Below are 25,078 nucleotides of genomic sequence, written 5' to 3'. Positions count from 1 at the left end.
CATGCGCCTGTTTGCCGCCCTCCTCCTCTGCCTCGCCCTCCCCGCCCACGCCGACGGCTTCATCAGCCGGCTCCTGAACAAGCCGGTCCCCGGCGGCGTGGCCGTGGTCCAGCTGGGCAGCGGGGCGCAGGCGCCCACCGCCCGCTACCAAGGCAAGCCGGTGCTGGTGGTGAAGGAAGAAGGCCGCGACTGGATCGCCATAGTCGGCATCCCGCTGGGCACCCAGTTGGGTCGGCAGCAGATCGAAGTGAGCGATGGACGCAAGCTGGCCTTCAACGTGGGCCCGCGCACCTACCGCGAGCAGCACATCAAGCTGGCCAATACCCGCCAGGTGAACCCGCTGCCGGAAGACCTCAAGCGCATCGACCGCGAGTTGGCCGAACAGACCCGCGCCTACCGTAACTTCAGCCCCGGCACGCCGAGCAACCTGCTGTTCGACAAGCCGGTGAACGGGCCGCTCTCCAGCCCCTTCGGCCTGCGCCGCTTCTTCAATGGCGAAGAGCGCAACCCACACTCCGGCCTGGACTTCGCCGTGGGCGCCGGCACACCGATCAAGGCCCCGGCGGCAGGCAAGGTGGTCCTCATCGGCAACTACTTCTTCAATGGCAAGACAGTCTTCGTCGACCACGGCCAGGGCTTGATCAGCATGTTCTGCCACATGTCAAAGGTGGACGTGAAACTCGGCCAGCAGTTATCCCGCGGCGGCGTGGTCGGACGGGTCGGCGCCACTGGCCGCGCCACCGGCCCGCACATGCACTGGAACATCAGCCTCAATGACGTGCGGGTCGACCCGGCCATTTTCATCGGTGCCTACAAGCCCTGATCCGACACCTGCGCTTACAGACCGGCGGCAACTGATTTGCTAAGGTCCGCCGGTTCCGGGGTCACCGCCCGCCTACCGCATAGTCACAGGGAGCAGCCCATGCAGAACGAAACCACCCAATGGCTGGAGTGGCTGAGGCAGCACCATGAGCTGCACACCTTTGTCGCCTCCGCCGCCCTCATCCTGCTCGCCTGGCTGTCCAACTGGATGGTCAGGCGCATCCTGGTCCGCGGCCTGTTCCATGCCGTCGGCGCCATCGTCCACGGCCGCCCCACCCAGCTCCAGGACCACGGCCTGATCAAGCGCCTGGCCAATGTCGTGCCGGCGCTGGTGCTGGCCTGGGGAGTGAAGGTGGTCCCCAACATGCCGGGCCCCCTGGTGGAAGTGGTGACCAACGTCTGCGCCGCCTTCATCATCCTCACCATCGCCCTGGCGCTGAGTGCCGCGCTGACCATCGCCAACGACCTCTACCAGCGCCGCGAAGACGCCCACCTGCGACCCATCAAGGGCTACCTGCAGGTGCTGAAGATCGCCATCTTCGCGATCGCCGCCATCCTCATGATCGCCAGCCTGATCGACCGCTCGCCGCTGATTCTGCTCTCGGGCCTCGGCGCCATGGCCGCGGTGCTGATGCTGATCTTCCAGGACACCCTGCTGTCGCTGGTGGCCAGCGTACAGATCACTTCCAGCGACATCATCCGTGTCGGCGATTGGGTGGAGATGCCGCAGCTGAACGCCGACGGCGACGTGATCGATATCGCCCTGCACACCGTCAAGGTGCAGAACTGGGACAAGACCATCACCACCATCCCTACCAAGCGTTTCATCACCGATTCGTTCAAGAACTGGCGCGGCATGCAGGAATCCGGCGGGCGGCGGATCAAGCGCTGTCTCTACCTGGACCAGAACAGCGTGCATTTCCTCGCCGATGAGGACATCGCCCGGCTGCATCGCTTCCGCCTGCTGGACAGCTACCTCAAGGCCAAGGAAAGCGAGCTGCTCAGCTGGAACAGCCAACTGGACGAGTCCTGCCGCCTGCCGATCAACACTCGCCAGTTGACCAACCTCGGCACCTTCCGCGCCTATGTGGAGAACTACCTGCGGGAGAACAACGAGATCCGCAAGGACATGACCCTGCTGGTACGTCAGCTGGCTCCCAGCGCCAACGGCCTGCCGCTGGAGCTCTACTGCTTCACCGCTACCACTGCCTGGTCGCCATACGAGGCCATCCAGTCCGATATCTTCGACCACCTGCTGGCGATCCTTCCGGAATTCGGCCTGCGCGTGTTCCAGCATCCCAGCGGCGCGGATATGCGCGAATTGCGCGTGCCGATGCAGGACGAGGCCCAATAGAAGTCCACTGCGCAATCCAATCAAGAAAACCCAACAGCAAGCGCAAGAATTTCCCCCATTGCAAATTCTTGCGCTCTTTTTCACCATTTTCCCGCCGATGCTTGCCATATTCACTCACGATGAATAGGGTTAGCTCCATGAAAACCGCACACACCCTCATACTTCTGCGCCAACACGCCTGCCTGCGACTGGTCAGCCCACGACTGCGTGGCTGAAACCGACCTCCGCCGAAACGCCGTTTGATTATCGCCAAGGCCGCCACCAGACCGGCCCGCAGAACAAGGATTGCCCCATGAGCATGCTGAAAGACCCGTCCCGCAAGTACCGCGCCTTCCCCGCCATCGACCTGCCGGACCGCACCTGGCCGTCGAAAACCATCACCGAAGTGCCGATCTGGTGCAGCTCCGACTTGCGCGACGGCAACCAGTCGCTGATCGAGCCGATGGACGCTGCGAAGAAGATGCGTTTCTTCAAGACACTGGTCCAGGTCGGACTGAAGGAAATCGAAGTGGCTTTCCCGTCGGCCTCCGACACCGACTTCAACTTCGTGCGCGAGCTGATCGAGCACAACCATATTCCCGATGACGTGACCATCCAGGTGCTGACCCAGGCCCGCGACGACCTGATCACCCGCACCTTCGAGTCCCTGCGCGGGGCCAAGAAGGCCATCGTCCACGTCTACAACGCCACTGCCCCGTCCTTCCGCCGCATCGTCTTCAACCAGGACAAGCAAGGCGTGATCGACATCGCCACCAACGCCGCCAGGCTGATCAAGAAACTGGCCGCCGAGCAGCCGGAAACCCAGTGGACCTTCCAGTACTCGCCCGAGATCTTCAGCTCCACCGAGCTGGAATTCGCCGTACAGGTCTGCGACGCGGTGATCGACGTCTGGCAACCGGCCCCGAACAACAAGATCATCCTCAACCTGCCGGCTACCGTTGAGTGCGCCACGCCCAACGTCTACGCCGACCAGATCGAGTGGTTCGGCCGCCATATCAGTCGCCGCGACTCGGTGCTCATCAGCCTGCACACCCATAACGACCGTGGCACCGGCGTCGCCGCCACGGAGCTGGGCCTGATGGCCGGCGCCGACCGCGTCGAAGGCTGCCTGTTCGGCAACGGCGAGCGCACCGGCAACGTCGACCTGGTGACCCTGGCGCTGAACATGTACACCCAGGGCCTGCACCCCGAACTGGACTTCTCCGACATCGACGCCGTGCGCAAGGTGGTCGAGGAGTGCAACCAGCTGCCGGTGCATCCGCGCCATCCCTATGTCGGGGACCTGGTCCACACCGCCTTCTCAGGCTCCCACCAGGACGCCATCCGCAAGGGCTTCGCCCAGCAGCAGGAAGACGCCCTGTGGGAGGTGCCCTACCTGCCGATCGACCCGGCCGACATCGGCCGCAGCTACGAAGCGGTGATCCGCGTCAACAGCCAGTCCGGCAAGGGCGGCATCACCTTCCTGCTGGAGCAGGAGTACGGTGTCAGCCTGCCGCGCCGCATGCAGATCGAGTTCAGCCAGGTGGTACAGAAGGAAACCGATCGCCTGGGACTGGAAATGACCGCCCAGCAGATCTACCAGCTGCTGGACAGCGAGTACCTGCAGGCAACCACGCCCTTCACCCTGAAAGGCCATCGCCTGCAGGAAGAGAACGGCACCAGCGCCGTGGACATCGAAGTGCAGGTCAAGGGCGAAACCCAGCACCTGCGCGGCATCGGCAAGGGACCACTGGAAGCCCTGGTAGCCAGCCTGCCGGTGAAGGTGGAGATCATGGACTACTCCGAGCACGCCATCGGCGCCGGTACCAACGCCAAGGCCGCCGCCTACATCGAATTGCGCGTCAACGGCGGCCGTGCCCTGCACGGTATCGGCATCGACGAGAACCTGACCACCGCCAGCTTCCGCGCCCTGTTCAGCGCCCTCAACCGCGCCCTGAGCCAGGCCGAGGCCGAAGCGGCCTGAAACCGATGCCGCAATGAAAAACCCCGCCATCCGGCGGGGTTTTCGTTTATGGGGGGGAGAAACGCCGGTGCGCTCAGCGCACCCTACGCAGAAGCCCGGCCGGTAGGGTGCGCCGTGCGCACCGCCATCCGGACCAGCCCGGCTATCCCTGCTGCTGCCAGTGGCACTTGCCCCAGGCACACATGGAATCGAGCACCGGCTTGAGACTGAAGCCGTGCTCAGTCAGGCGATATTCCACCCGCGGCGGCACCTCGGCGAACACGGTGCGCGAGACGATGCCGTCGCGCTCCAGCTCGCGCAGCTGCTGGGTCAGCATCTTCTCGGTAATGCCAGGCACCAGGCGCTTGAGCTCGGAAAAACGCCGGGCCTGCGGGATCAGGTGATAGACCAGCAAGGACTTCCACTTGCCGCCAATCACCGCCAAGGTGACTTCCACCGGCGTGTTGTAGACCTTGTCCCCGGCCACGAGCAGGTTGCCCGCGGCCGGTAGCGCCTTGTGTTCGCTCATGGTTCTACCCCGGACTCAGAGGTGCAGGTCGAAGCCATCCGCATCGCGCATCGCAGGGAAGCGTTCACGGTAGGCGGCCAGTGCTGCGGCGGGCAGGCTCACGCGGAAGACACCGTCGGCGTCGCCGGCATCCAGCAGGCTTTCACCCTGGAAATCCAGCACCTGGCTGTCGCCGCTGTAGCCGTGGCCCTTGCCGTCCGCGCCCACCCGGTTCACCGCAGCGACATAGCAGAGGTTCTCGATGGCGCGTGCCGGCAGCAGGCGGTTCCAGTGATGGCGGCGGGCAGCCGGCCAGTTGGCGGTGTAGAGCAGCAGGTCGGTGTCATGGGGGTCGCGGCTCCACACCGGGAAGCGCAGGTCGTAGCAGATCAGCGGGCGCACCCGCCAGCCCTTGAGCTCGAACAGCGCCTGGGTTTCGCCCGGCGTGTAGTGCTTGTGCTCGCCCGCCATGCGGAACAGGTGCCGCTTGTCGTAGTGCAAGACTTCACCATCCGGGCGCGCCCAGAGCAGGCGGTTGCGGTGGCTGCCATCGGCGGCTTCAACTATCAGGCTGCCGGTGATCACCGCATCCAGGCGCCTGGCCTGCTCGCGCAGCCAGGCGTGGGTCGGGCCCTGCTCGGGCTCGGCGAGCGTCGCCGAATCCATGGAGAAACCGGTGGTGAACATTTCCGGCAGGACGATCAGGTCGGCGCCCTTGGCCTGCTCCAGCAGGGTTTCGAAGTGCGCGTGGTTGGCGGCGCAGTCGTGCCAGGCCAGGGTGGTCTGCACCAGGGCCAGTTCGAGATCGGGCAGCATGGTCAGATCGCGCATAGTTTTTCCGCTGCCTGACGCAGCGTCTCCTCCCGTTTGGCGAAGCAGAAGCGCACCAGGCGCAGATCCTTGGGCGCCTGCTGATAGAACACCGACACCGGGATTGCCGCCACGCCGTGTTCGCGAGTCAGCCATTCGGACATGGCCACGTCGTCCAGGTCGTCACGGATGGCGCTGTAGTCGACCAGCTGGAAGTAGGTGCCCGGCGCGCGGGTGAAGCTGAAGCGCGAGCCGGCCAGCAGGTTGCAGAACAGGTCGCGCTTGGCCTGGTAGAAGCCCGGCAGCTCGGCGAGGTGCTCGGGGTGCGCGGCCATGAAGTCGGCCAGCGCCCACTGCAGCGGCGTGACACCGCAGAAGTTGACGTACTGGTGGACCTTGCGCAGTTCGGCGGACAGTGCCGGCGGCGCCACGACGTAACCGGTCTTCCAGCCGGTGACGTGGTAGGTCTTGCCGAAGGAACTGACCACGAAGGAGCGGGCATACAGCTCATCGTGGGCCAGCACACTGACGTGGCCGACGCCATCGAACACCAGGTGCTCGTAGACCTCGTCCGACACCAGGTAGATGTCGCGGCCGCGGATCAGCTCGGCCAGTTGGTCCAGTTCGGCGCGACTGATCAGGGCACCGCTGGGGTTGTGCGGGCTGTTGAGGATGACCATGCGGGTGCGCGGGCTGAGGGCATCCTGCATGCGCTGCCAGTCGATGGAGAAGCCCGGCAACGCGAGGGGCACATGTACGCAGCGGCCGCCGGCCAGCTCCACCGAGGGCTCATAGCTGTCGTAGCAGGGGTCGAGGACTATCACCTCATCACCGGCGCGAACGACCGCCTGGATGGCGCAGAAGATCGCCTCGGTGGCACCGGGGGTGATGGTCACCTCGGCATCGGCACTGACCGCGCGGCCATAGAAAGTCGCGACCTTGGCTGCCACCTGCTCACGCAGGGCCGGCAGGCCGGTCATCGGGGCGTACTGGTTATGCCCGGCGGCGATGTGCCGGACCACTGCGTCGCAGAGGGCGGCAGGCGCCGAGAAGTCCGGGAAGCCCTGGGACAGGTTGATGGCGCCGGCTTCCGCGGCGAGCTGGGACATGCGGGTGAAGATGGTGGTGCCGACATTGGGCAACTTGCTGGCGATCATTTCATCAGGCTGCTGGCGACTGGGAAGTGACGCATAGCTTAAGGCCTGGGGGTCTTCGCGACCACAGGGATGCCCCTGTAGGAGCGAGCTCTGCTCGCGAAACGTTGTGCCTGCCCAATTCGCGAGCAGAGCTCGCTCCTACGAAAGAATGATTTCCGCCCAAAGTGAGGCCTTGGGAACGAAAAAGGGCGCCCGCAGGCGCCCTCCTCCATTCCAGCCGATATCAGCGCTTCTTGTCGCGGCGCTTTTTCTCGGCCTTCTTGTGGTGCGACATGAGGCGGCGCTTCTTGTTCACCTGGCGCTCGGTCAGGGTGTTCTTCTTGCCCTCGTAAGGGTTCTCGCCACCCTTGTACTCGATGCGGATCGGCGTGCCAACGAGCTTGAGCACGCGCCGGTAGGTGTTCTCCAGGTAGCGCGAGTAGGACTTGGGCACCGACTCCACCTGGTTGCCGTGGATCACGATCAACGGCGGGTTGGCGCCACCCAGGTGCGCGTAGCGCAGCTTGATGCGGCGGCCATTGACCAGTGGCGGCTGGTGCTCCTGCACCGCGTCTTCGAGGATCTGCGTCAGGCGGCTGGTGGGCCAGCGGGTGATAGCGGAGCGGAAGGACTCCTGCACGGACTTGTACAGGTGGCCGACGCCAGTGCCATGCAGCGCAGAAATGAAGTGGATATCGGCGAAGTCGACGAAGAACAGCCGGCGCTCCAGCTCGGTCTTCACATAGTCGCGCTCGCTGGGCTCCATGCCGTCCCACTTGTTCAGGGCGATGACCAGCGCGCGGCCGGTTTCCAGCACGAAGCCAAGCAGGTTGAGGTCGTGTTCGACCACACCCTCGCGGGCGTCCATCACGAAGATCACCACGTTGGCGTCCTGGATGGCCTGCAGGGTTTTCACCACCGAGAACTTTTCCACCGCCTCGAAGATCTTGCCGCGGCGGCGCACGCCGGCGGTGTCGATCAGGGTGTACTTCTCTTCATTGCGCTCGAAGGGGATGTAGATGCTGTCGCGGGTGGTGCCGGCTTGGTCGTAGACGATTACCCGCTCTTCACCGAGCATGCGGTTGACCAGGGTGGACTTGCCGACGTTGGGGCGACCGATGATGGCGATCTTGATGCCATCCTTCTCGCTCGGGCCGGGGATGCGGCTCGGCTCGGCGCCTTCGGCGACTTCCTCGGACTCGGAGGCCTCGAGCTCGTCGGCATCCTGGTCGCGCGGAAACACGCCCAGCGCTTCCTGCAGCATCTGGCTGATGCCACGGCCGTGGGCGGCGGCGATCGGCAGCGCGTCGCCCAGGCCCAGGGGGCTGAACTCGGCACGGGCGATGTCCGGGTCGACGGTGTCGACCTTGTTCGCCACCAGGAAGCTGCGCTTGTTCCGCTTGCGCAGGTGCTCGGCGATCATCTGGTCAGCAGCGGTCATGCCGGCGCGGGAGTCGACCATGAACAGCACCGCATCGGCTTCCTCGATGGCTTGCAGGGACTGCTCGGCCATTTTCGCATCGATGCCTTCCTCGTCGCCGGAGATACCCCCGGTGTCGATGACGATGTAGGTGCGACCCTGCCACTTCGCCTCGCCGTACTGGCGGTCACGGGTTAGACCTGCATATTCCGCGACTATCGCGTTGCGAGTCTTGGTCAGGCGGTTGAACAGGGTGGACTTGCCGACGTTGGGCCGACCCACCAGGGCGATTACGGGAACCATGAGGCTCTCCACTGGTTATTTCAAAAAACACAAAGGCCGCTGCCGTCTCGACGGCAGCGGCCAAACATCTGGCTTCAGCTTAGCGGATGGTCAGGCCGACCAGCTTGCCGCCGTTGCCATAGGCATACATCCATTCGCCAACGACCAGCGGACGGGCACGCAGTCCGTCGCCGTCGATCTTCTCCCGGCCGACGAAGTGGCCATCCACCTGGCTCAGCAGGTGCAGGTAACCCTCGAAGTCACCCACAGCCACATAGCTGGAGAAGACTTCCGGAGCGGACAGCTGGCGACGGGCCAGGGCGTCGTTGCTCCACAGAGCCGAGGCCGAGCGCTCGTCCACGCCTTCCACGGTGCCATTGGCCAGGCTCACGTAGACGTTGCCGAAGCCCTGCGCCAGACCGGCGTAGCTGGACGCCTCGCGCTGCCAGAGCACACGGCCGCTTTCCAGGTCCAGGGCGGCTACGCGGCCCTGATAGGTGGCAACGTAAACGATGCCGCCGGACAGCAGCAAGCCGCCGTCGATGTCCACTACACGGTCCAGCTCGGAGCGGCCTTGGGGCACAGCTACGCGCTGTTCCCACACCGGGATGCCGCGCTGGATGTCCAGGGCGAGCACCTTGCCGGTGGAAAGGCCGGCCACGGCCAGGTTATTGGTCACGATCGGCGCGCCGGTGCCACGCAGGGTCAGCACGGCCGGAGTGTTCTCGTAGATCCAGCGCTGGTTGCCGGTGGCGGCGTCGAAGCCGAACAGGGTGTCGTTCTGGGTCTGCACCACCACCACGTCGCCATTGTTGGCCGGCGGGGCGAGCACTTCACCGTTGACGCGGGCACGCCATTTTTCCTCGCCGTTGGTGGCATCCAGAGCGACAATCTCGCCCTTCAGGGTACCCAGCATGACCAGGCCGTAACCCACGCCCACGGCGCCGGAGACCTGCAGTTCGAGGTCCTGTTCCCAGATCACGTCGCCATTGAAGCGGTTGATCGCCATGACCTCGCCATTGACGTCGGAGGCATAAATGGTGTCGCCGTCGACGGCGGGCACCAGCAGATTGTAGGTCTCGCCCTGGCCGTCGCCGACCGAGCGGCTCCAGCCCTTGTCCAGTTTCACCTCTTCAGTGAAATCAGGTAGCTCGGCCGGCGGCAGTTCCTTCTTGCTGTTGCTGCTGCAGCCCACGGCCAGGACGGCGAGGGTCAGCACTGCGGCATTCTTCCAGCGCATCACGTCACGCATCCCCTTTTGCCAGATCGTCGAGCTTCATCTGCAGGCCGCCCACAGCGGCGTCTTCGGACAGCGCGGCCTTGGCCTTCTGGTAGGCGGCGTGCGCATCGTCGGTACGCCCCAGCTGGACCAGCAGGTCGCCCTTGAGTTCTTCACGGCTGGCGAGGTAGGCCTTGTCGGCATCGCCCTCGAGCAGCTTGAGGGCGTCTTCGGCCTTGCCCTGGGCGGCGAGGACACGGGCCAGGCGCTGGCGGGCCAATTCGCCCAGAGTGCCGTCGGCGGGCTTGTCCAGCACGGCCTTGAGTTCGGCGGCGGCATCATCCAGCTTGCCGGCCTCGACCGCGACCTTGGCCACGAACAGGCTGCCGTATTGGGCGTAGTGGCTACCGCCGAAATCGCTCTTCAGCTTGCCGGCCAGTTCGGCCACCTTGGCGGAGTCCGGGGTGCCGCTGGGGTTGAGCGCGGTTTCCAGCAGTTGCTGGTAAACGATGGACGCGCCCTGCGACTGGTTGTTCTGGTACTTCTGCCAGGCCTGCCAGCCGAAAACCACCGCCAGCGCAAGTGCGCCACCCGTGAGCATGGGTTTACCGTTGCGCTGCCACCAGTCCCTGAACTGCGCAATCTGTTCTTCTTCAGTCTGCATGCTTACCCCGTACTCCTGATCTTTGAATGCTCAAACCCGCGCCAGGCAGGTAGCGAGATGCTCGGCGAGAGCATCCCAGGCAATGCTTTGTTGTTCGCTGTCGTCGCGAAGCGGCTTGAAACCTACCACGCGCTTGGCCAGTTCGTCGTCCCCCAGGATCAGTGCGTAACGGGCACCGCTCTTGTCGGCTTTCTTGAACTGGCTCTTGAAACTGCCGGCGCCGGCGTTGACCAGCAGGCGCAGCCCCGGCAGGGCGTCACGCAGTCGCTCGGCCAGGCCCAGGGCAGCCAGTTCGGCCGGCTCGCCGAAGGCACAGATAAAGAGGTCGGCGGGGTTGTTCAATTCTTCCGGCACCAGACCGAGGGTTTCCAGCAGCAGCACCAGGCGCTCGACACCCATGGCAAAACCCACGCCCGGGGTCGGCTTGCCGCCGAACTGACTGACCAGGCCGTCATAGCGGCCACCGGCGCAGACGGTGCCCTGGGCGCCGAGCTTGTCGGTGACCCACTCGAATACGGTGCGGCCGTAGTAGTCCAGGCCACGCACCAGTTTCGGATTGATCTCGTAACGGATGCCGACGGCATCCAGGCGTGCCTTGAGCCCCTCGAAATGGGCGCGAGACTCGTCGTCGAGGTAATCGTGCAGGGTCGGCGCATCCACCAGCAGGGCCTGGGTGCCACCGTTCTTGCTGTCGAGGATGCGCAGCGGGTTGGTGGTCAGGCGGCGCTGGCTGTCTTCGTCGAGCAGGTCGTAACGCTCCTGCAGATAGGCCACCAGGGCGTCACGATAGCGGGCACGCGCCTCGCTGGAGCCCAGGCTGTTCAGTTGCAGGGTGACCGCGTCGGCCAGGCCGAGCTTCTGCCACAGGCGCCAGGTGAGCACGATCAGCTCGGCGTCGATGTCCGGCCCCGGCAGGTTGAAGACTTCCACACCGATCTGGTGGAACTGGCGGTAGCGGCCCTTCTGCGGCTTCTCGTAGCGGAACATCGGGCCGGCATACCAGAGCTTCTGCACCTGGCCACCGCCGATCAGGCCATGCTCGAGCATGGCGCGCACGCAGCTCGCAGTGCCTTCTGGACGCAGGGTCAGGGACTCTTCGTTGCGGTCGAGGAAGGTGTACATCTCCTTGTCGACCACGTCGGTGCCTTCGCCGATGCCGCGGGCGAAGAGCTCGGTGAACTCGAGGATCGGCAGGCGGATTTCCTGGTAGCCGTAGCCATCCAGCAGCCCTGCCAGGGTGTTTTCCAGGTAGCGCCAGGTAGGCGTCTGTTCCGGCAGGATGTCGTTCATGCCACGAATGGCTTGCAGAGTCTTGCTCACGAAGGTTCCTTAAATTCAGCTACGGGCGATCACAGCCGCGTCAGCTTCGGCCTTCTCGGCCGCCTTTTCGCGGATGAGCCGTTCCAGCTCATCCACCAGGTTGTCGTTGTTCAGCTTCTGCGCCGGCTTGCCGTCGATGTAGACCAGGTTGTTGGGGCTGCCACCGGTCAGGCCGATATGGGCTTCCTTGGCTTCGCCCGGTCCGTTGACCACGCAGCCGATCACGGCCACATCCAGCGGGACCAGCAGGTCCTCGAGGCGGCCTTCCAGCTCGTTCATGGTCTTGACCACATCGAAGTTCTGCCGCGAGCAGCTCGGGCAGGCGATGAAGTTGATCCCGCGGGAACGCAGGTGCAGCGACTTGAGGATATCGAAGCCGACCTTGACCTCTTCCACCGGGTCCGCCGCGAGGGAGATACGGATGGTGTCGCCGATGCCCTCGGCCAGCAGCATGCCGAGGCCCACCGCCGACTTCACGGTGCCGGAGCGCAGGCCACCGGCCTCGGTGATGCCCAAGTGCAGCGGCTGTTCGATCTGCTTGGCCAGCAGGCGATAGGCTTCGACGGCCATGAACACGTCGGAAGCCTTGACGCTGACCTTGAAGTCCTGGAAATCCAGGCGGTCGAGATGCTCGACATGGCGCAGGGCGGATTCGACCAGGGCCTGCGGAGTCGGCTCGCCATACTTCTTCTGCAGGTCCTTCTCCAGGGAGCCGGCGTTGACGCCGATGCGGATCGGGATGCCCTTGTCACGGGCAGCGTCGACCACGGCCCTGACGCGATCTTCGCGGCCGATGTTGCCCGGGTTGATGCGCAGGCAGTCGACGCCCAGCTCGGCGACGCGCAGGGCAATCTTGTAGTCGAAGTGGATATCAGCCACCAGCGGTACCTGGACTTGCTGCTTGATCCGGCCGAACGCCTCGGCGGCGTCCATGTCGGGCACGGAGACGCGGACGATATCGACGCCGGCGTCCACCAGGCGCTGGATCTGGCCCACGGTGGCGGCCACGTCGCAGGTATTGGTATTGGTCATGCTCTGCACGGCGATGGGCGCATCACCGCCCACCGGTACGGAGCCCACCCAGATTTTCCGCGACGGGCGGCGTTTGATCGGAGATTCACAATGCATGGCTTATTGCCCCAACTTCAGGCGTGCGGTTTCGCCACGAACATAAGGCGCCACGTCGACCGACTGGCCGTTGTAGCTGAGCTGGGCACCGCGGGCGAAGCCCAGGCGTACTTCCAGCGGGGCCTTGCCGGCCAGCTCCAGGTTGTCGCCGGTGCGCTTGAGGGCGCTGACCAGCACCTTGCCGTTGGCGTCGGTGACCTGGGTCCAGCAATTGGCAGTGAACTGAATGCGCACCACGCCCTGGCCCTGCTGGGCAACCACCGGAGCCGGTGCCGGGCTTTCAGCGGCGGGGACCGGGGCTGCGGCGGGCGCAGTGGGTACAGCGGGAGTGGCGGGAGCGGTCGGTGCCACTGCCGGCGCGCTCGGCGCAGCAACCGCAGGTGCCGCGGGCTGGGCCGGTGCGGTGTTCGGCACGGCGGCCACGGCCGGAGCCTGGGCGATTGGGGTCGGTGCAGTAGGCGCGGCTTCGCCAGCAGGCGCCGCCGGGGCACCGTCGACGGGTTGCTGCTCAGGCTGCGCGGCCGTCTCCGGAGAGACTTCGGCCGGGGTCGGCGACTGGCCTTCCTGGGCTTCGGCTACGGCCTGGTCTTCCGGTTCGTCGAGTGGGTGGATCTGGGTAGTGCCATCGGCGCTCTCCACTTCCACGTGCTCCAGGTTGACGTTGGCGGCGCCGTCGTCGTTGCGCTGCGAATGTTCCTGCCACCAGTAGAAGCCGATGCCGCCGAGGGCGACCAGGATGACGAAGCTGACAATGCGCAGGATGCTATGCGACAGGCGCACCGGCTCTTCGATGCGGCCCAGGCTGTGCACGCTGCTGCCCTTGGCATCGGTGCCGGTGTAATGGTCGAACTCGTTGACCAGGGTAGCCTGGTCCATGCCCATGAGCTTGGCATAGGCGCGGACGTAACCACGGGCGAAGGTGTGCCCCGGCAACCGGTCGAAGTCGCCAGCCTCGAGTTGGCGCAGCGCCAGCTCGGTCAGGTTGAGGTGACGGGCGACTTCGCCCAGAGCGAATCCCTTGCTCTCACGTGCCTTACGCAGGGTCTCGCCTGGGTTGGCGCGAGTCGCCGCTACAGCTTCTGGATGCGACGCTTTCATCATTGCTCCGACAGGTATTGCTGATATTCCGGCGTGCCGGGATAGAGGCGTTTGAGTTGCAGACCCAAGCTGGCGGCCTGGTCGCGGTCTTCGAATATGGTCGCCAGGCGCGAGCCGAGCAGCAGGCTGCGGGCATTCTGCGGGGATATCTTGCTGAAGCGGTCGTAGTAGTCGCGAGCCGGCACGTACTGCTTCTCATCGAAGGACAGCTGGGCCATCTCCAGCAGCGCCCGCGGCTGCCGGCGCTCGAGGCGCAACGACTTGTCGAACTGCTGCTTGGCCAGGGCTGGATTGTTCAGCTTCAGGGCAGTCAGTCCCAGGTTCTCGAAGACCCGGGAACGCTCGGGATAGAGGTTGTCTTCGGCGGCCTGCAGAAAACGCTCGTAGGCATCCTTGTAGCGTCCCTGCTCGTACAGGAAGCCGCCGTAGTTATTGAGGATTCGCGAGTCGCTGCGGGAGGAAAGGGCCTTGCGGTAATGCTGGTCGGCCAGTTCCGGCTCCCTCTCGGTCTGGAACACCAGGGCCAGGGCCGCGTGGGCGTCGGCATTGGAAGGGTCCAGCTCCAGGGCCTGTTTCAGCGGCACCTTGGCGTTCTCGGTGGAACCCTCCTTCAGGTAGCCGATGCCCAGTTCGATATAGGCGTCACGCGCCGCGTCGCGGCCCTTGTCGGTCTTCATCGGGTCGAGGTGACCGGTCGATACGCAGGCGGCGAGCAATGCGGTGGAAACGAGGAGCAGCGCAGCGCGCAGGGTCATGGGTGGTCCTTCTCTAGTTCCGATTCGTGGCGTCGCGGGACGCCTCCGCCTCGGCGTTCAGCTGGCGCACGGCGATATAGCGCTCGCTGCGGCGGGTGCGGTCCATGACCTGTCCGACCAGCTGGCCGCAGGCGGCATCGATGTCGTCGCCGCGAGTGGTGCGGACGGTGACATTGTGTCCGGCCTTGTGCAACAGATCCTGGAAGCGACGGATGGAATTGTTGCTCGGCCGCTCGTAGCCGGAGTGCGGGAAGGGGTTGAACGGAATCAGGTTGATCTTGCAGGGGAATTCCTTGAGCAGCTCGATCATCTGCGAAGCGTGTTCGGGCTGGTCGTTGACGTCCTTGAGCAGGGTGTACTCGATGGTCAACACGCGCTTCTCGCCCAGACGGGAAATGTAGCGGCGGCAGGCATCCAGCACCACGGCCAGGGGGTACTTCTTGTTGATCGGCACCAACTGGTTGCGCAATGGGTCGTTCGGCGCATGCAGAGACAGCGCCAGGGAGACGTCGATGACCTCGCCCAGTTTGTCGATCATGGGCGCCACGCCGGAGGTGGAAAGGGTCACCTTGCGCTTGGAAATGCCGTAACCGAGGTCGTCCATCATGATGTTCATGGCGGCGACCACGTTGTCGAAATTCAGCAGCGGCTCGCCCATGCCCATCATCACCACGTTGGTGACGGCACGGTCGATCTTCGCTGGAACCGTCCCGAAGGACTTGTTGGCGATCCACACCTGGCCGATCACTTCGGCGGCGGTGAGGTCGCTGTTGAAACCTTGCTTGCCGGTGGAGCAGAAGCTGCAATCCAGCGCGCAGCCGGCCTGGGACGAGACGCAGAGAGTGCCGCGACCGCCTTGCGGGATGTACACGGTTTCAACACAGCTGCCGGAGGCGACGCGGACCACCCACTTGCGGGTGCCATCGCTGGAAATGTCCTGGCTGACCACTTCCGGGCCGCGAATCTCGGCGGAGGCCTTGAGCTTGTCGCGCAAGGCCTTGCCGATGTTGCTCATGGCGTCGAAATCATCGACGCCAAAGTGGTGAATCCATTTCATCACCTGACCGGCGCGGAAGCGCTTCTCCCCGATGGACTCGAAGAAGCTTTCCAGTTGTTGCTGGGTCAGGCCCAGCAGGTTCACTTTACCGGTCGATTCAGTCATGGCTTCACCCCTCGCGCCGTCGCTATCAGCGAGTGCGAGCGCACACCTCGGTGGAGGCGAAGAAGTAGGCGATTTCGCGAGCCGCGGAAGCCTCGGAGTCCGAACCGTGTACGGCGTTTTCGTCGATGGAAACGGCGAAGTCGGCGCGGATGGTGCCGGCGTCAGCTTTCTTCGGATCGGTAGCGCCCATCAGTTCACGGTTCTTGGCGATGGCGTTCTCGCCTTCCAGGACCTGTACGACAACCGGACCGGAAGTCATGAAGGCAACCAGATCCTTGAAGAAACCGCGCTCTTTGTGCTCGGCGTAGAAACCACCGGCTTCGCGCTCGGACAGTTGAGCCATCTTGGCGGCAACGACGCGCAGACCGGCTTTTTCGAAGCGGGTGACGATCTCACCGACTACGTTCTTGGCAACGGCGTCCGGCTTGATGATGGAGAGAGTACGTTCGACAGCCATGGAAAACTCCAGAAACAAGGATTAAAGCGAAAAATTAAACCCGCGAATTATACGCGGGTTAGGGGGAAATGCGTAGGGCCGGGGCCCAGAGTGAGACGCCGGTCAGTCGGCTTCTTCGATCCAGGCGGCCTGGATGGCCTCCAGAACCTTCTCGCCACCGCGCTGCGGGTCGTCGGAAAACTCTGGCAGGGCCAGGACCCAGTTGTGCAGGTCGACGAAATTGACGTAGCGCGGATCGACATCCGGTTTGACTTCAGCGAGCTGGATCGCGATTTCCAGCACATCGGTCCATTTCAGGCTCATATCGCGCTCCTCAGTGCCCTTCGGATACCTGGTTGATGGTGTATTTAGGGATCTCCACCACCAGGTCCTCGTCCGCCACTTTCGCCTGGCAGGACAGGCGCGAATTAGGCTCCAGGCCCCAGGCTTTGTCGAGCATGTCGTCTTCCAGCTCGTCGGAAGGCTCCATGGAATTGAAACCTTCGCGCACCACTACGTGGCAGGTGGTGCAGGCGCAGGACATTTCACAGGCGTGCTCGATGTCGAGGCCGTTGCGCAGGGCGGCCTTCAGGATGCTTTCGCCCGGCTGCGCCTCGACCACAGCGCCCTCGGGGCAATGCTCGGCATGGGGCAGGAAGATGATCTGCGGCATTTCTGGGTCAATCCTCGATTTCGTTGAGTCGGCGACCGGACAGGGCCGCTTTCACGGCAGCATCCATACGACGCGCGGCGAAGGCATCGGTCACCTGGGACAGGCGCTTGATCTGCGTCTCGATGGCGGCGACATCGCTGCCGGCAGCCAGTTCACGCAGGGTTTGCATGCTATCGGCGATGGCGGCGCGCTCGGTGTCGTCCAGCAGACGTTCGCCATCCGCCTCCAGCGCCGCCTGCACGGCCTCCAGTAGACGCTCGGCCTCGACCTGCTGTTCGCGCAAGGCGCGGGCGTTCTTGTCTTCACCGGCGTACTGGAACGAATCCCGCAGCATGCGCGAGATTTCACCATCGGTCAGGCCGTAGGACGGCTTGACCTGTATGCTCGCCTCGACACCCGAGCCCAGCTCACGGGCGGTCACGCCCAGCAGGCCGTCGGCATCCACCTGGAAGGTCACGCGGATCTTCGCCGCACCCGCCACCATGGGCGGAATGCCACGCAGCTCGAAACGCGCCAGGGAGCGGCAATCCTTGATCAGCTCGCGCTCGCCCTGGAGCACGTGGATCATCATGGCCGTCTGGCCATCCTTGTAGGTGGTGAAGTCCTGGGCGCGAGCCACCGGAATGGTGGTGTTGCGCGGAATCACCCGTTCCATCAGCCCGCCCATGGTTTCCAGGCCGAGCGACAGGGGAATCACGTCCAGCAGCAGCAGCTCTTCGCCGCGCTTGTTGCCGGCCAGGGTATCGGCCTGCACCGCGGCACCGATGGCCACCACCTGGTCAGGGTCGATATCGGTGAGGGGCTGGCGGCCGAACATTTCGGCGACGACCTCGCGCACACGCGGCACCCGGGTGGAACCACCCACCATGACCACGGCCTCGACCTCGCCCAGCTCGATGCCGGCGTCACGCACGGCGCGGCGGCAGGCCTTCAGGCTGCGGGCCACCATGGGCTCGATCAGCGCATCGAACTGCTCGCGCGTCAGCATGCCGCGCCAGTCGCCATGGACCAGTTCGACGCTGTCGCTCGCGGTCAGGGCTTCCTTGGCGTCACAGGCGGCGCGCAGCAGGCTGCGCTGGGCGCCCGGATCGAGGTTGGCCGAGAGACCGGCCTGCTGGACCATCCAGCCGGCGATGGCGTGATCGAAGTCGTCGCCGCCCAGGGCGCTGTCGCCGCCGGTAGCCATGACTTCGAAGACGCCGCGGGTGAGACGGAGAATGGAAATATCGAAAGTACCGCCGCCCAGGTCATAGATGGCGACCACGCCCTCGGCCTGCTTGTCCAGCCCATAGGCGACAGCGGCGGCGGTGGGCTCGTTGAGCAAGCGCAGGACATTCAGGCCGGCGAGACGCGCGGCGTCCTTGGTGGCCTGGCGCTGGGCTTCGTCGAAGTAGGCCGGCACCGTGATCACCGCGCCGACCAGTTCGCCACCGAGGGTTTCTTCGGCACGCTGACGCAGGGTCTTGAGGATGTCGGCCGAAACTTCCACCGGGCTCTTGGCTCCCTGCACCGTCTCGATGAACGGCATGTGGGATTCGCCACCGACGAAGCGATATGGCAGTTGCTCGCCCAGCAGCTTGACGTCCTCCAGGCCGCGGCCCATGAAGCGCTTGACCGAGAGAATGGTGTTCAGCGGATCGCTGGAGGCGGCCTGCTTGGCGCTACCGCCCACTTCGACGCGGTCGGCGTGGTAGCGGACGGCGGACGGCAGGATGACCTGGCCCTCGGCATCCGGCAGGGGTTCGGCGACGCCGCTGCGCACGGCGGCGACCAGCGAATTGGTGGTACCCAGGTCGATACCCACCGCCAGACGGCGCTGGTGCGGCTGGGGGCTCTGCCCGGGTTCAGCGATCTGCAGTAAGGCCATGCTTGTCTATTTATCAGGCGTACCGGCAACCAGGTCGGCATCGCGGGTTAATCGTCGAGGCGCTCTTCCAGTTGGCGCACTTCGTGGGTCAGCTTGTCGATGAACTGCATCCGACGTACCAGGCGCTCGGCTTCCTCCCGGCGCTCGGGGTCGTCCCAGCAATCGGCGAAATCACCATCCAACTCGGCCTGGGCTCCCTTGAGCCGACGCTTGAAGACGTCGACACCGGCCAAGTCGGCGCTGTCCTGCAACTCTTCCAACTCTTCGCGCCACTGCATCTGCTGCAGCAGGAACTGCGAATCCTGCACCGTCACCTCGAGCGGCAACTCCCGCCCCTTGAGGGCCAGCAGGTACAGCGCCCGCCGCGGCGCGCATTTCAGCGTCTGGTAGGCGTCGTTCAGCTGCGCCGCACGCTCCAACGCCAGGCGCTGCTCACGCTCGGAGGCATCGGCGAAGCGGTCGGGATGGACGGTACGCGCCAGCTCGCGATAACGCGTTGCGAGCTGATCGAGATCCAGCCGATAACCCGGCTTCATGTCGAACAGGGCGAAATGACAGGGAGTTCCCACAAACGCCTCAGACGTTGAAGCTCTCGCCGCAGCCGCATTCGCCGCGCACGTTCGGGTTATTGAACTTGAAGCCCTCGTTGAGTCCTTCGCGAACGAAGTCCAACTCGGTGCCGTCGAGGTAGCTCAGGCTCTTGGGATCGATGATCACCTTCACGCCGTAGCTCTCGAAGACCAGGTCATCCGAGGTCACCTCGTCGACAAACTCCAGCACATAGGCGAGACCGGAGCAGCCAGTCGTACGCACCCCCAGACGGATACCCTCGCCCTTGCCGCGCCCCTCGAGGGAACGCTGCACGTGACGGGCGGCGGATTCGGTCATGCTGATGGCCATTGCAACTCCTTACTCGTTCGAGCGCTTAGAGCAGACCCTTCTTCTGCTTGTAGTCGTGGACGGCCGCCTTGATGGCGTCTTCAGCCAGGACCGAGCAGTGGATCTTCACGGGTGGAAGAGCCAGCTCTTCGGCGATGGTGGTGTTCTTGATGGAAGCCGCTTCGTCCAGCGTCTTGCCCTTCATCCACTCAGTGGCCAGGGAGCTGGAGGCGATGGCGGAGCCGCAGCCGTAGGTCTTGAACTTGGCGTCTTCGATGACACCCTGTTCGTTGACCTTGATCTGCAGACGCATCACGTCACCGCAGGCCGGGGCGCCGACCATGCCAGTGCCCACATTGGGGTCCTGGGCGTCGAGCTTGCCGACGTTACGCGGGTTTTCGTAGTGGTCGATGACCTTTTCGCTGTACGACATGATCTCTATTCCTCACTCATCAGGGGGGCGTCAGTGCGCCTGCCATTCGACCTGGGAAAGGTCGACGCCCTCTTTATACATATCCCACAACGGGGACAGTTCACGGAGCTTGCTCACCGCTTCGCGGACCTTGCCGGCGGCGTAGTCCACTTCGTCCGCGGTGGTGAATCGACCGAAGGTGAAGCGGATGGAACTGTGCGCCAGCTCGTCGTTACGACCCAGGGCGCGCAGCACGTACGAAGGCTCCAGGGAGGCCGAGGTGCAGGCGGAACCCGAGGACACCGCGAGGTCCTTGAGCGCCATGATCAGCGACTCGCCTTCGACGTAGTTGAAGCTGACGTTCAGGTTGTGCGGCACGCGAGAGGTGGCGCTGCCGTTCAGGTAGAGCTCTTCCATGCCGTCGATCTGCGCCCAGAAACGCTCGGCCAGAGCCTTGATGCGCACGCGCTCGGTGGCCATCTCCTGCTTGGCGATGTGGAAGGCCTCACCCATGCCGACGATCTGGTGGGTGGCCAGGGTGCCGGAGCGCATGCCGCGCTCGTGGCCGCCACCGTGCATCATGGCTTCCAGACGCACGCGCGGCTTGCGGCGCACGTAGAGCGCGCCGATGCCTTTCGGGCCGTAGGTCTTGTGGGCGGAGAAGGACATCAGGTCGACCTTCAGCTTCTCCAGGTCGATATCCACCTTGCCGGTGGACTGGGCGGCGTCGACGTGGAAGAGGATGCCGCGGGCACGGGTCAGCTCGCCGATGGTGGCGATGTCGTTGACGGTGCCGATTTCGTTGTTCACGTGCATGACCGACACCAGGATGGTGTCCTCACGCAGCGCAGCCTCGACCATGGCCGGAGTGATCAGGCCGTCTTCGCCCGGCTCCAGGTAGGTGACCTCGAAGCCTTCGCGCTCCAACTGGCGGGTGGTATCCAGCACCGCCTTGTGCTCGATCTTCGAGGTGATGATGTGCTTGCCCTTGCCGCTGTAGAAATGCGCCACGCCCTTGATGGCGAGGTTGTCGGATTCGGTTGCACCGGAAGTCCAGACGATTTCACGCGGGTCGGCGTTGATCAGTTCTGCCACCTGACGACGTGCATTCTCCACCGCTTCTTCAGCTTTCCAGCCGAACACGTGGGAACGCGAGGCCGGGTTGCCGAAGTTGCCATCCACCAGCAGGCACTCGCTCATTTTCTGAGCGACGCGCGGGTCCACTGGCGTAGTGGCGGAGTAGTCGAGGTAAATCGGCAATTTCATCGGGGCTCTCCTATCAGGTATCGGGGCCAATCACGGGCCGGCGCCCTGCTCAATCGATGGCGGACGCTTCAATCTTATCGAGATGCGGCGTCCTGCCATTGCTTCCACAGCGGCGTTGATCCTGCCGCTGAGCGACCTCCTGGACCTCACGCCGGTTGACCAGATCGGCCAGGCTGATGCCACTGAGGAATTCGTGAATCTGCAGGCTCAGGTCGCACCAGAGGTGGTGGGTCAGGCAGGTATCGCCGGAATGGCAATCACCCAGGCCCTGGCAACGGGTGGCATCCACCGACTCGTTGACCGCATCTATCACCTGGGCGACATGGATGCCATGCATGTCTCGGGAAAGCTGGTAACCGCCGCCGGGACCGCGCACGCTGCTGACCAGATTGCCGCGGCGGAGCTTTGCGAAAAGCTGTTCGAGGTAAGACAGGGAAATGCCCTGCCGCTCGGAAATATCAGCCAGAGACACCGGACCTTGCTGAGCATGCAGCGCCAGGTCAAGCATGGCGGTGACGGCGTATCGGCCTTTGGTGGTCAGTCGCATGGTGAGTACCACGGAGTCGCTGGAGTGCAGCGAGTATGCAATTCCCGACTATTTAAGTCAACTATAAGTCCGATCAAAATAGTCGGAATTACACCTTGCAGGGGCGCGAATGATATCAGATGCATATCCCGTTAGCACCCTAAGAATCCGACCAAACCTCCTCAGGCCAAGGTCGGATCAGGGACTCAGGCCACCGGCTTGCGCTCTTCGTCCTTGACCCCGGCGAAGTCCTCGTCACGCAGTTCCGGCAGCGCCTTCGCACAGTAGTCGCTGCCCAGGGCGGTCAGCGCCTTGCACATGCCATCCAGGCGCTCATCCACCGCCTGCACGTGGTCCAGCAGTTGGCCGATGGCGCGCGCCACCGGGTCGGGCATGTCCTGACCGACGCCGTAGGCATCGAAGCCGAAACGCTCGGCGATGGCCTGCCGCTTGGCCTCCTGTTCGGGGTCAGCCTTGACGATGATCCGACCAGGGATGCCCACTGCAGTGGCTCCCGCCGGCACCGCCTTGGTCACCACCGCGTTCGAGCCGATCTTGGCGCCAGCACCCACGGTGAAAGGCCCGAGTACCTTGGCACCCGCCCCCACCACCACGCCATCTTCCAGGGTTGGATGGCGCTTGCCCTTGTTCCAACTGGTGCCGCCAAGGGTCACGCCCTGGTAGAGAGTGACGTCGTTGCCGATCTCCGCGGTTTCACCCACGACAATGCCCATGCCATGGTCGATGAAGAAGCGCCGACCGATCTTAGCCCCCGGATGGATCTCGATGCCGGTGAGCCAGCGCCCGAAGTTGGACACCAGGCGTGCCAGCCACTTCCAGCCGGCCACCCACAGGGCATTGGCCACACGATGCAACCAGATGGCATGGAGCCCCGGATAACAAGTGAGCACCTCGAAGGCATTGCGCGCAGCCGGGTCACGATGGAATACGCTCTGAATGTCTTCTCGCATGCGCTCGAACATCACTTGTCTCTCCGCTTCTGTATTTCGCCCCGCGCGGCCTTCTGGGTTTCCGTCAGGATGCCGCGCAGGATATTCATCTCGAGCTTGCTGATGCCGCTGCGGCCATAGAGCCGGCGCAGCCTGGACATCAGGTGCCGCGGCTTCTCCGGATCGAGGAAGCCGATCTCCACCAGGGTGCTTTCCAGGTGCCCAAAGAAAAGCTCCAGCTCATCCATGGTCACGGGCTGGGCGTTGAGCATGGCGGTGGTTTCCACCTTCTCCACCTTGCTCGGCAAGCCTTCGGCGGCAAGCCAGGCCATGCGCACCTCATAGGTCAGAACCTGCACCGCAGCGGCCAGGTTCAGCGAGGAAAAGTCCGGATTGGAGGGGATGTGCACGTGGAACTGGCAACGCTGCAGTTCCTCGTTGGTCAGCCCCGCATATTCGCGACCGAACACCAGCGCCACTTCGCCCCCAGCCTGCACCTGCTCGACCGAGGTCTTGCCGCACTCGCGCGGATCGAGCAGCGGCCAGGGAATGCGCCGATCACGAGCGCTGGTGCCGAGCACCAGGCTGCAGCCCACCAGGGCTTCTTCCAGGGTCCCGACCACCTGGGCACTTTCCAGGATGTCATCGGCGCCGGAGGCACGCGCCAACGCCTCGACGCTGGGGAAGTCCTCAGGGTCGACCAGCACCAGCCGCGACAGGCCCATGTTCTTCATGGCGCGGGCGGCACCACCGATATTGCCGGGATGGCTGGTATTGACCAGCACCACGCGAATGTTCTGCAGCAACGCTTTGTCTCTCAGCGGAACCTCAAGGGAGCGAAATATTACCGGACGCCCCGCCTCAACGCCACGAATCGCACAGCCTCCCCTGCCTGCGTTTGGCGTTTTCTGCTACCATGCGCGGCTTTCTTCTTTAACGACCCAGGTGAATTCCCCATGCAGCCTATGCTGAATATCGCCCTGCGCGCCGCTCGCAGCGCCGGTGAACTGATTTTCCGCTCGATCGAGCGCCTGGACGTTATCTCCATCAACGAGAAGGACGCCAAGGATTACGTCACCGAGGTCGACCGCGCTGCCGAGCTCTCCATCGTCCAGGCCCTGCGCAAGGCCTACCCGAACCACGGCATTCTCGGCGAAGAAGGCGGTCTGCTGGAAGGTAAGGGCGAAGGCGCCGATTACCTGTGGATCATCGATCCGCTGGATGGCACCACCAACTTCATCCGCGGCGTTCCGCACTACGCCGTGAGCATTGCCTGCAAATACAAGGGCCGCCTGGAGCACGCCGTAGTCCTTGATCCGGTACGCCAGGAAGAATTCACCGCCAGCCGCGGCCGCGGCGCCGCCCTCAACGGTCGCCGCCTGCGCGTCAGCCCGCGCAAGAGCCTGGAAGGCGCCCTGCTCGGCACAGGCTTCCCCTTCCGTGACGCCCAGCTGGACAACCTCGACAACTACCTGGGCATGTTCCGCAGCCTGGTGGGCCAGACCGCCGGCATCCGCCGCGCCGGCTCCGCCAGCCTGGACCTGGCCTATGTAGCGGCCGGCCGCTTCGATGCCTTCTGGGAATTCGGCCTGTCCGAATGGGACATGGCCGCAGGCGCCCTGCTGGTCCAGGAAGCCGGCGGCCTGGTGAGCGACTTCACCGGCGGCCACGACTTCCTCGAGAAGGGCCATGTGGTGGCGGGCAACACCAAGTGCTTCAAGGCAGTCCTGACTGCCATCCAGCCGCACCTGCCGCCGTCGCTGAAGCGCTGATTGCGTCGAACAATAAAAAACCCGGCCTAGGCCGGGTTTTTTAATACCTTGGCGCCAGCTTATTGCTGGACTCCAGCACCGCCGCCCTGCGACTCGATGCCTGCCTGCTGCTGGGTCAGCACCAACTGGCCTTCCTTGGTGACCGGGATCTGCCGACCCGGATCATGATCCATGCGGACTTGGCCGACCTTGCCGTCCAACTGGTACTTCACGTCATAACCCACCAGCTTCTCGCTAGTGTCGGTGACGGTTTTGCAGCGAGTCTCGGTGGTGGTGTAGGTGTCACTGGACTGCATATGCTCCTGCACCTTGTTGCCGGCATAACCGCCACCCACCGCACCGGCGACAGTCGCGATCTTCTTGCCGGTGCCGCCGCCGACCTGGTTGCCCAGCAGGCCACCTGCTACCGCGCCCAGCACGGTACCGGCGATCTGGTGCTGGTCCTTGACCGGACGCTGACGGGTCACCGCCACATCATTGCAAACCTCGCGAGGCGTCTTGATGGTTTCACTGATCGGCTGGACAGCGAGCACTTCGGCATATTCCGGGCCTTTATTGCCTACCAGGTTGTAGGTGGCCACGGCGCCGCCGGCAGTCACGCCAACCGCACCCAAAACAGCACCGACGAGCATCGACTTGTTCACATGAACCTCCTGATTCGCTTCCTTGGCGGGCTT

General features: G+C 64.2%; 27 protein-coding genes. 4 read left to right on the top strand and 23 right to left on the bottom strand.

Annotated features, from left to right (window positions below; all coding sequences use genetic code 11):
* Position 1 precedes the first annotated feature (1 nt).
* The 3 genes from E8F12_RS22705 to leuA all read left to right on the top strand — a co-directional run bounded on the left by E8F12_RS22705 (position 2) and on the right by leuA (position 4,139).
* A complete protein-coding gene (locus E8F12_RS22705; protein WP_280327414.1) occupies positions 2 to 823 on the top strand; it encodes a peptidoglycan DD-metalloendopeptidase family protein in 822 nt (273 codons plus the stop codon).
* A 99-nt stretch (positions 824 to 922) separates the two neighbouring features.
* On the top strand, positions 923 to 2,176 hold the full coding sequence (locus E8F12_RS22700; RefSeq protein ID WP_280327413.1) for a mechanosensitive ion channel family protein: 1,254 nt from the start codon (positions 923 to 925) through the stop codon (positions 2,174 to 2,176).
* A 292-nt stretch (positions 2,177 to 2,468) separates the two neighbouring features.
* Positions 2,469 to 4,139 carry a 2-isopropylmalate synthase gene (gene leuA, locus E8F12_RS22695; protein WP_280327412.1) on the top strand — a complete coding sequence of 557 codons (1,671 nt, stop codon included), beginning with the start codon at positions 2,469 to 2,471 and terminating at the stop codon, positions 4,137 to 4,139.
* Positions 4,140 to 4,281: 142 nt separating this feature from the next.
* Here the strand turns inward: leuA and E8F12_RS22690 are convergent, their stop codons facing one another.
* The 22 genes from E8F12_RS22690 to trmJ form a co-directional block, all read right to left on the bottom strand.
* Positions 4,282 to 4,647, bottom strand: coding sequence for a helix-turn-helix domain-containing protein (locus E8F12_RS22690; RefSeq protein ID WP_280327411.1), 366 nt, complete (start codon positions 4,645 to 4,647; stop codon positions 4,282 to 4,284).
* A 15-nt stretch (positions 4,648 to 4,662) separates the two neighbouring features.
* Positions 4,663 to 5,457, bottom strand: coding sequence for an amidohydrolase (locus E8F12_RS22685; RefSeq protein WP_280327410.1), 795 nt, complete (start codon positions 5,455 to 5,457; stop codon positions 4,663 to 4,665).
* On the bottom strand, positions 5,445 to 6,593 hold the full coding sequence (locus E8F12_RS22680; protein WP_280327409.1) for a pyridoxal phosphate-dependent aminotransferase: 1,149 nt from the start codon (positions 6,591 to 6,593) through the stop codon (positions 5,445 to 5,447). Before E8F12_RS22680 ends, E8F12_RS22685 begins: the two co-directional genes overlap by 13 nt.
* A 223-nt stretch (positions 6,594 to 6,816) precedes the next feature.
* Positions 6,817 to 8,295 (bottom strand): ribosome biogenesis GTPase Der, encoded by a 1,479-nt coding sequence (gene der, locus E8F12_RS22675; RefSeq protein ID WP_280327407.1) that lies wholly within the window; start codon positions 8,293 to 8,295, stop codon positions 6,817 to 6,819.
* A 79-nt stretch (positions 8,296 to 8,374) separates the two neighbouring features.
* The gene (bamB, locus tag E8F12_RS22670; RefSeq protein WP_280327406.1) at positions 8,375 to 9,526 is read right to left on the bottom strand and encodes an outer membrane protein assembly factor BamB; all 1,152 of its coding nucleotides are present in this window, start codon (positions 9,524 to 9,526) and stop codon (positions 8,375 to 8,377) included.
* Complete coding sequence (locus E8F12_RS22665; RefSeq protein WP_280327405.1) at positions 9,519 to 10,157, bottom strand: YfgM family protein; 639 nt, start codon at positions 10,155 to 10,157, stop codon at positions 9,519 to 9,521. Before E8F12_RS22665 ends, bamB begins: the two co-directional genes overlap by 8 nt.
* A gap of 30 nt (positions 10,158 to 10,187) precedes the next feature.
* Complete coding sequence (gene hisS / locus E8F12_RS22660; protein ID WP_280327404.1) at positions 10,188 to 11,477, bottom strand: histidine--tRNA ligase; 1,290 nt, start codon at positions 11,475 to 11,477, stop codon at positions 10,188 to 10,190.
* Positions 11,478 to 11,492: 15 nt separating this feature from the next.
* Positions 11,493 to 12,605, bottom strand: a complete 1,113-nt coding sequence (gene ispG / locus E8F12_RS22655; protein ID WP_280327402.1) for a flavodoxin-dependent (E)-4-hydroxy-3-methylbut-2-enyl-diphosphate synthase — start codon at positions 12,603 to 12,605, stop codon at positions 11,493 to 11,495.
* 3 nt (positions 12,606 to 12,608) lie between these two features.
* Positions 12,609 to 13,706: a helix-turn-helix domain-containing protein gene (locus E8F12_RS22650; RefSeq protein WP_280327401.1), complete on the bottom strand. Its 1,098-nt coding sequence runs from the start codon at positions 13,704 to 13,706 to the stop codon at positions 12,609 to 12,611.
* A complete protein-coding gene (pilW, locus tag E8F12_RS22645; protein ID WP_280327400.1) occupies positions 13,703 to 14,458 on the bottom strand; it encodes a type IV pilus biogenesis/stability protein PilW in 756 nt (251 codons plus the stop codon). Before pilW ends, E8F12_RS22650 begins: the two co-directional genes overlap by 4 nt.
* Positions 14,459 to 14,471: 13 nt before the next feature.
* Positions 14,472 to 15,620, bottom strand: coding sequence for a 23S rRNA (adenine(2503)-C(2))-methyltransferase RlmN (gene rlmN, locus E8F12_RS22640; protein ID WP_280327399.1), 1,149 nt, complete (start codon positions 15,618 to 15,620; stop codon positions 14,472 to 14,474).
* Between the two features lie 25 nt (positions 15,621 to 15,645).
* Positions 15,646 to 16,077 (bottom strand): nucleoside-diphosphate kinase, encoded by a 432-nt coding sequence (gene ndk / locus E8F12_RS22635; protein WP_280327398.1) that lies wholly within the window; start codon positions 16,075 to 16,077, stop codon positions 15,646 to 15,648.
* 102 nt (positions 16,078 to 16,179) lie between these two features.
* Positions 16,180 to 16,380, bottom strand: coding sequence for a Fe-S cluster assembly protein IscX (iscX, locus tag E8F12_RS22630; RefSeq protein ID WP_280288390.1), 201 nt, complete (start codon positions 16,378 to 16,380; stop codon positions 16,180 to 16,182).
* Between the two features lie 10 nt (positions 16,381 to 16,390).
* A complete protein-coding gene (fdx, locus tag E8F12_RS22625) occupies positions 16,391 to 16,729 on the bottom strand; it encodes an ISC system 2Fe-2S type ferredoxin (protein ID WP_280327397.1) in 339 nt (112 codons plus the stop codon).
* A gap of 7 nt (positions 16,730 to 16,736) precedes the next feature.
* Positions 16,737 to 18,596 carry a Fe-S protein assembly chaperone HscA gene (gene hscA / locus E8F12_RS22620; protein ID WP_280327396.1) on the bottom strand — a complete coding sequence of 620 codons (1,860 nt, stop codon included), beginning with the start codon at positions 18,594 to 18,596 and terminating at the stop codon, positions 16,737 to 16,739.
* A gap of 47 nt (positions 18,597 to 18,643) precedes the next feature.
* Positions 18,644 to 19,165 (bottom strand): co-chaperone HscB, encoded by a 522-nt coding sequence (gene hscB, locus E8F12_RS22615; protein ID WP_280327395.1) that lies wholly within the window; start codon positions 19,163 to 19,165, stop codon positions 18,644 to 18,646.
* Between the two features lie 7 nt (positions 19,166 to 19,172).
* Positions 19,173 to 19,496, bottom strand: coding sequence for an iron-sulfur cluster assembly protein IscA (iscA, locus tag E8F12_RS22610; protein ID WP_069082391.1), 324 nt, complete (start codon positions 19,494 to 19,496; stop codon positions 19,173 to 19,175).
* 25 nt (positions 19,497 to 19,521) lie between these two features.
* Positions 19,522 to 19,908: a Fe-S cluster assembly scaffold IscU gene (gene iscU / locus E8F12_RS22605; protein WP_280288395.1), complete on the bottom strand. Its 387-nt coding sequence runs from the start codon at positions 19,906 to 19,908 to the stop codon at positions 19,522 to 19,524.
* Between the two features lie 30 nt (positions 19,909 to 19,938).
* The gene (locus E8F12_RS22600) at positions 19,939 to 21,153 is read right to left on the bottom strand and encodes an IscS subfamily cysteine desulfurase (protein WP_280327394.1); all 1,215 of its coding nucleotides are present in this window, start codon (positions 21,151 to 21,153) and stop codon (positions 19,939 to 19,941) included.
* Between the two features lie 49 nt (positions 21,154 to 21,202).
* The gene (gene iscR / locus E8F12_RS22595; protein WP_003448379.1) at positions 21,203 to 21,700 is read right to left on the bottom strand and encodes a Fe-S cluster assembly transcriptional regulator IscR; all 498 of its coding nucleotides are present in this window, start codon (positions 21,698 to 21,700) and stop codon (positions 21,203 to 21,205) included.
* Positions 21,701 to 21,885: 185 nt separating this feature from the next.
* Positions 21,886 to 22,662: a serine O-acetyltransferase gene (gene cysE / locus E8F12_RS22590; protein ID WP_280327393.1), complete on the bottom strand. Its 777-nt coding sequence runs from the start codon at positions 22,660 to 22,662 to the stop codon at positions 21,886 to 21,888.
* Complete coding sequence (trmJ, locus tag E8F12_RS22585; protein ID WP_280327392.1) at positions 22,662 to 23,435, bottom strand: tRNA (cytosine(32)/uridine(32)-2'-O)-methyltransferase TrmJ; 774 nt, start codon at positions 23,433 to 23,435, stop codon at positions 22,662 to 22,664. Before trmJ ends, cysE begins: the two co-directional genes overlap by 1 nt.
* Before the next feature lie 150 nt (positions 23,436 to 23,585).
* On the opposite strand from trmJ, the gene suhB reads away from it, so the two are divergent.
* Positions 23,586 to 24,401: an inositol-phosphate phosphatase gene (suhB, locus tag E8F12_RS22580; protein ID WP_280327391.1), complete on the top strand. Its 816-nt coding sequence runs from the start codon at positions 23,586 to 23,588 to the stop codon at positions 24,399 to 24,401.
* 59 nt (positions 24,402 to 24,460) lie between these two features.
* On the opposite strand, the gene E8F12_RS22575 is transcribed toward suhB, so the two are convergent.
* Entirely contained in the window at positions 24,461 to 25,045 is a 585-nt protein-coding gene (locus E8F12_RS22575; protein WP_280288400.1) for a glycine zipper 2TM domain-containing protein, read from the bottom strand.
* Between the last annotated feature and the right edge of the window lie 33 nt (positions 25,046 to 25,078).

Source organism: Pseudomonas sp. BN102, from assembly GCF_029871245.1.
Lineage (GTDB): Bacteria > Pseudomonadota > Gammaproteobacteria > Pseudomonadales > Pseudomonadaceae > Metapseudomonas.
The sequence above is the reverse complement of the archived record's forward strand: the minus strand, read 5'-3'. Positions and strand labels throughout refer to the sequence as shown.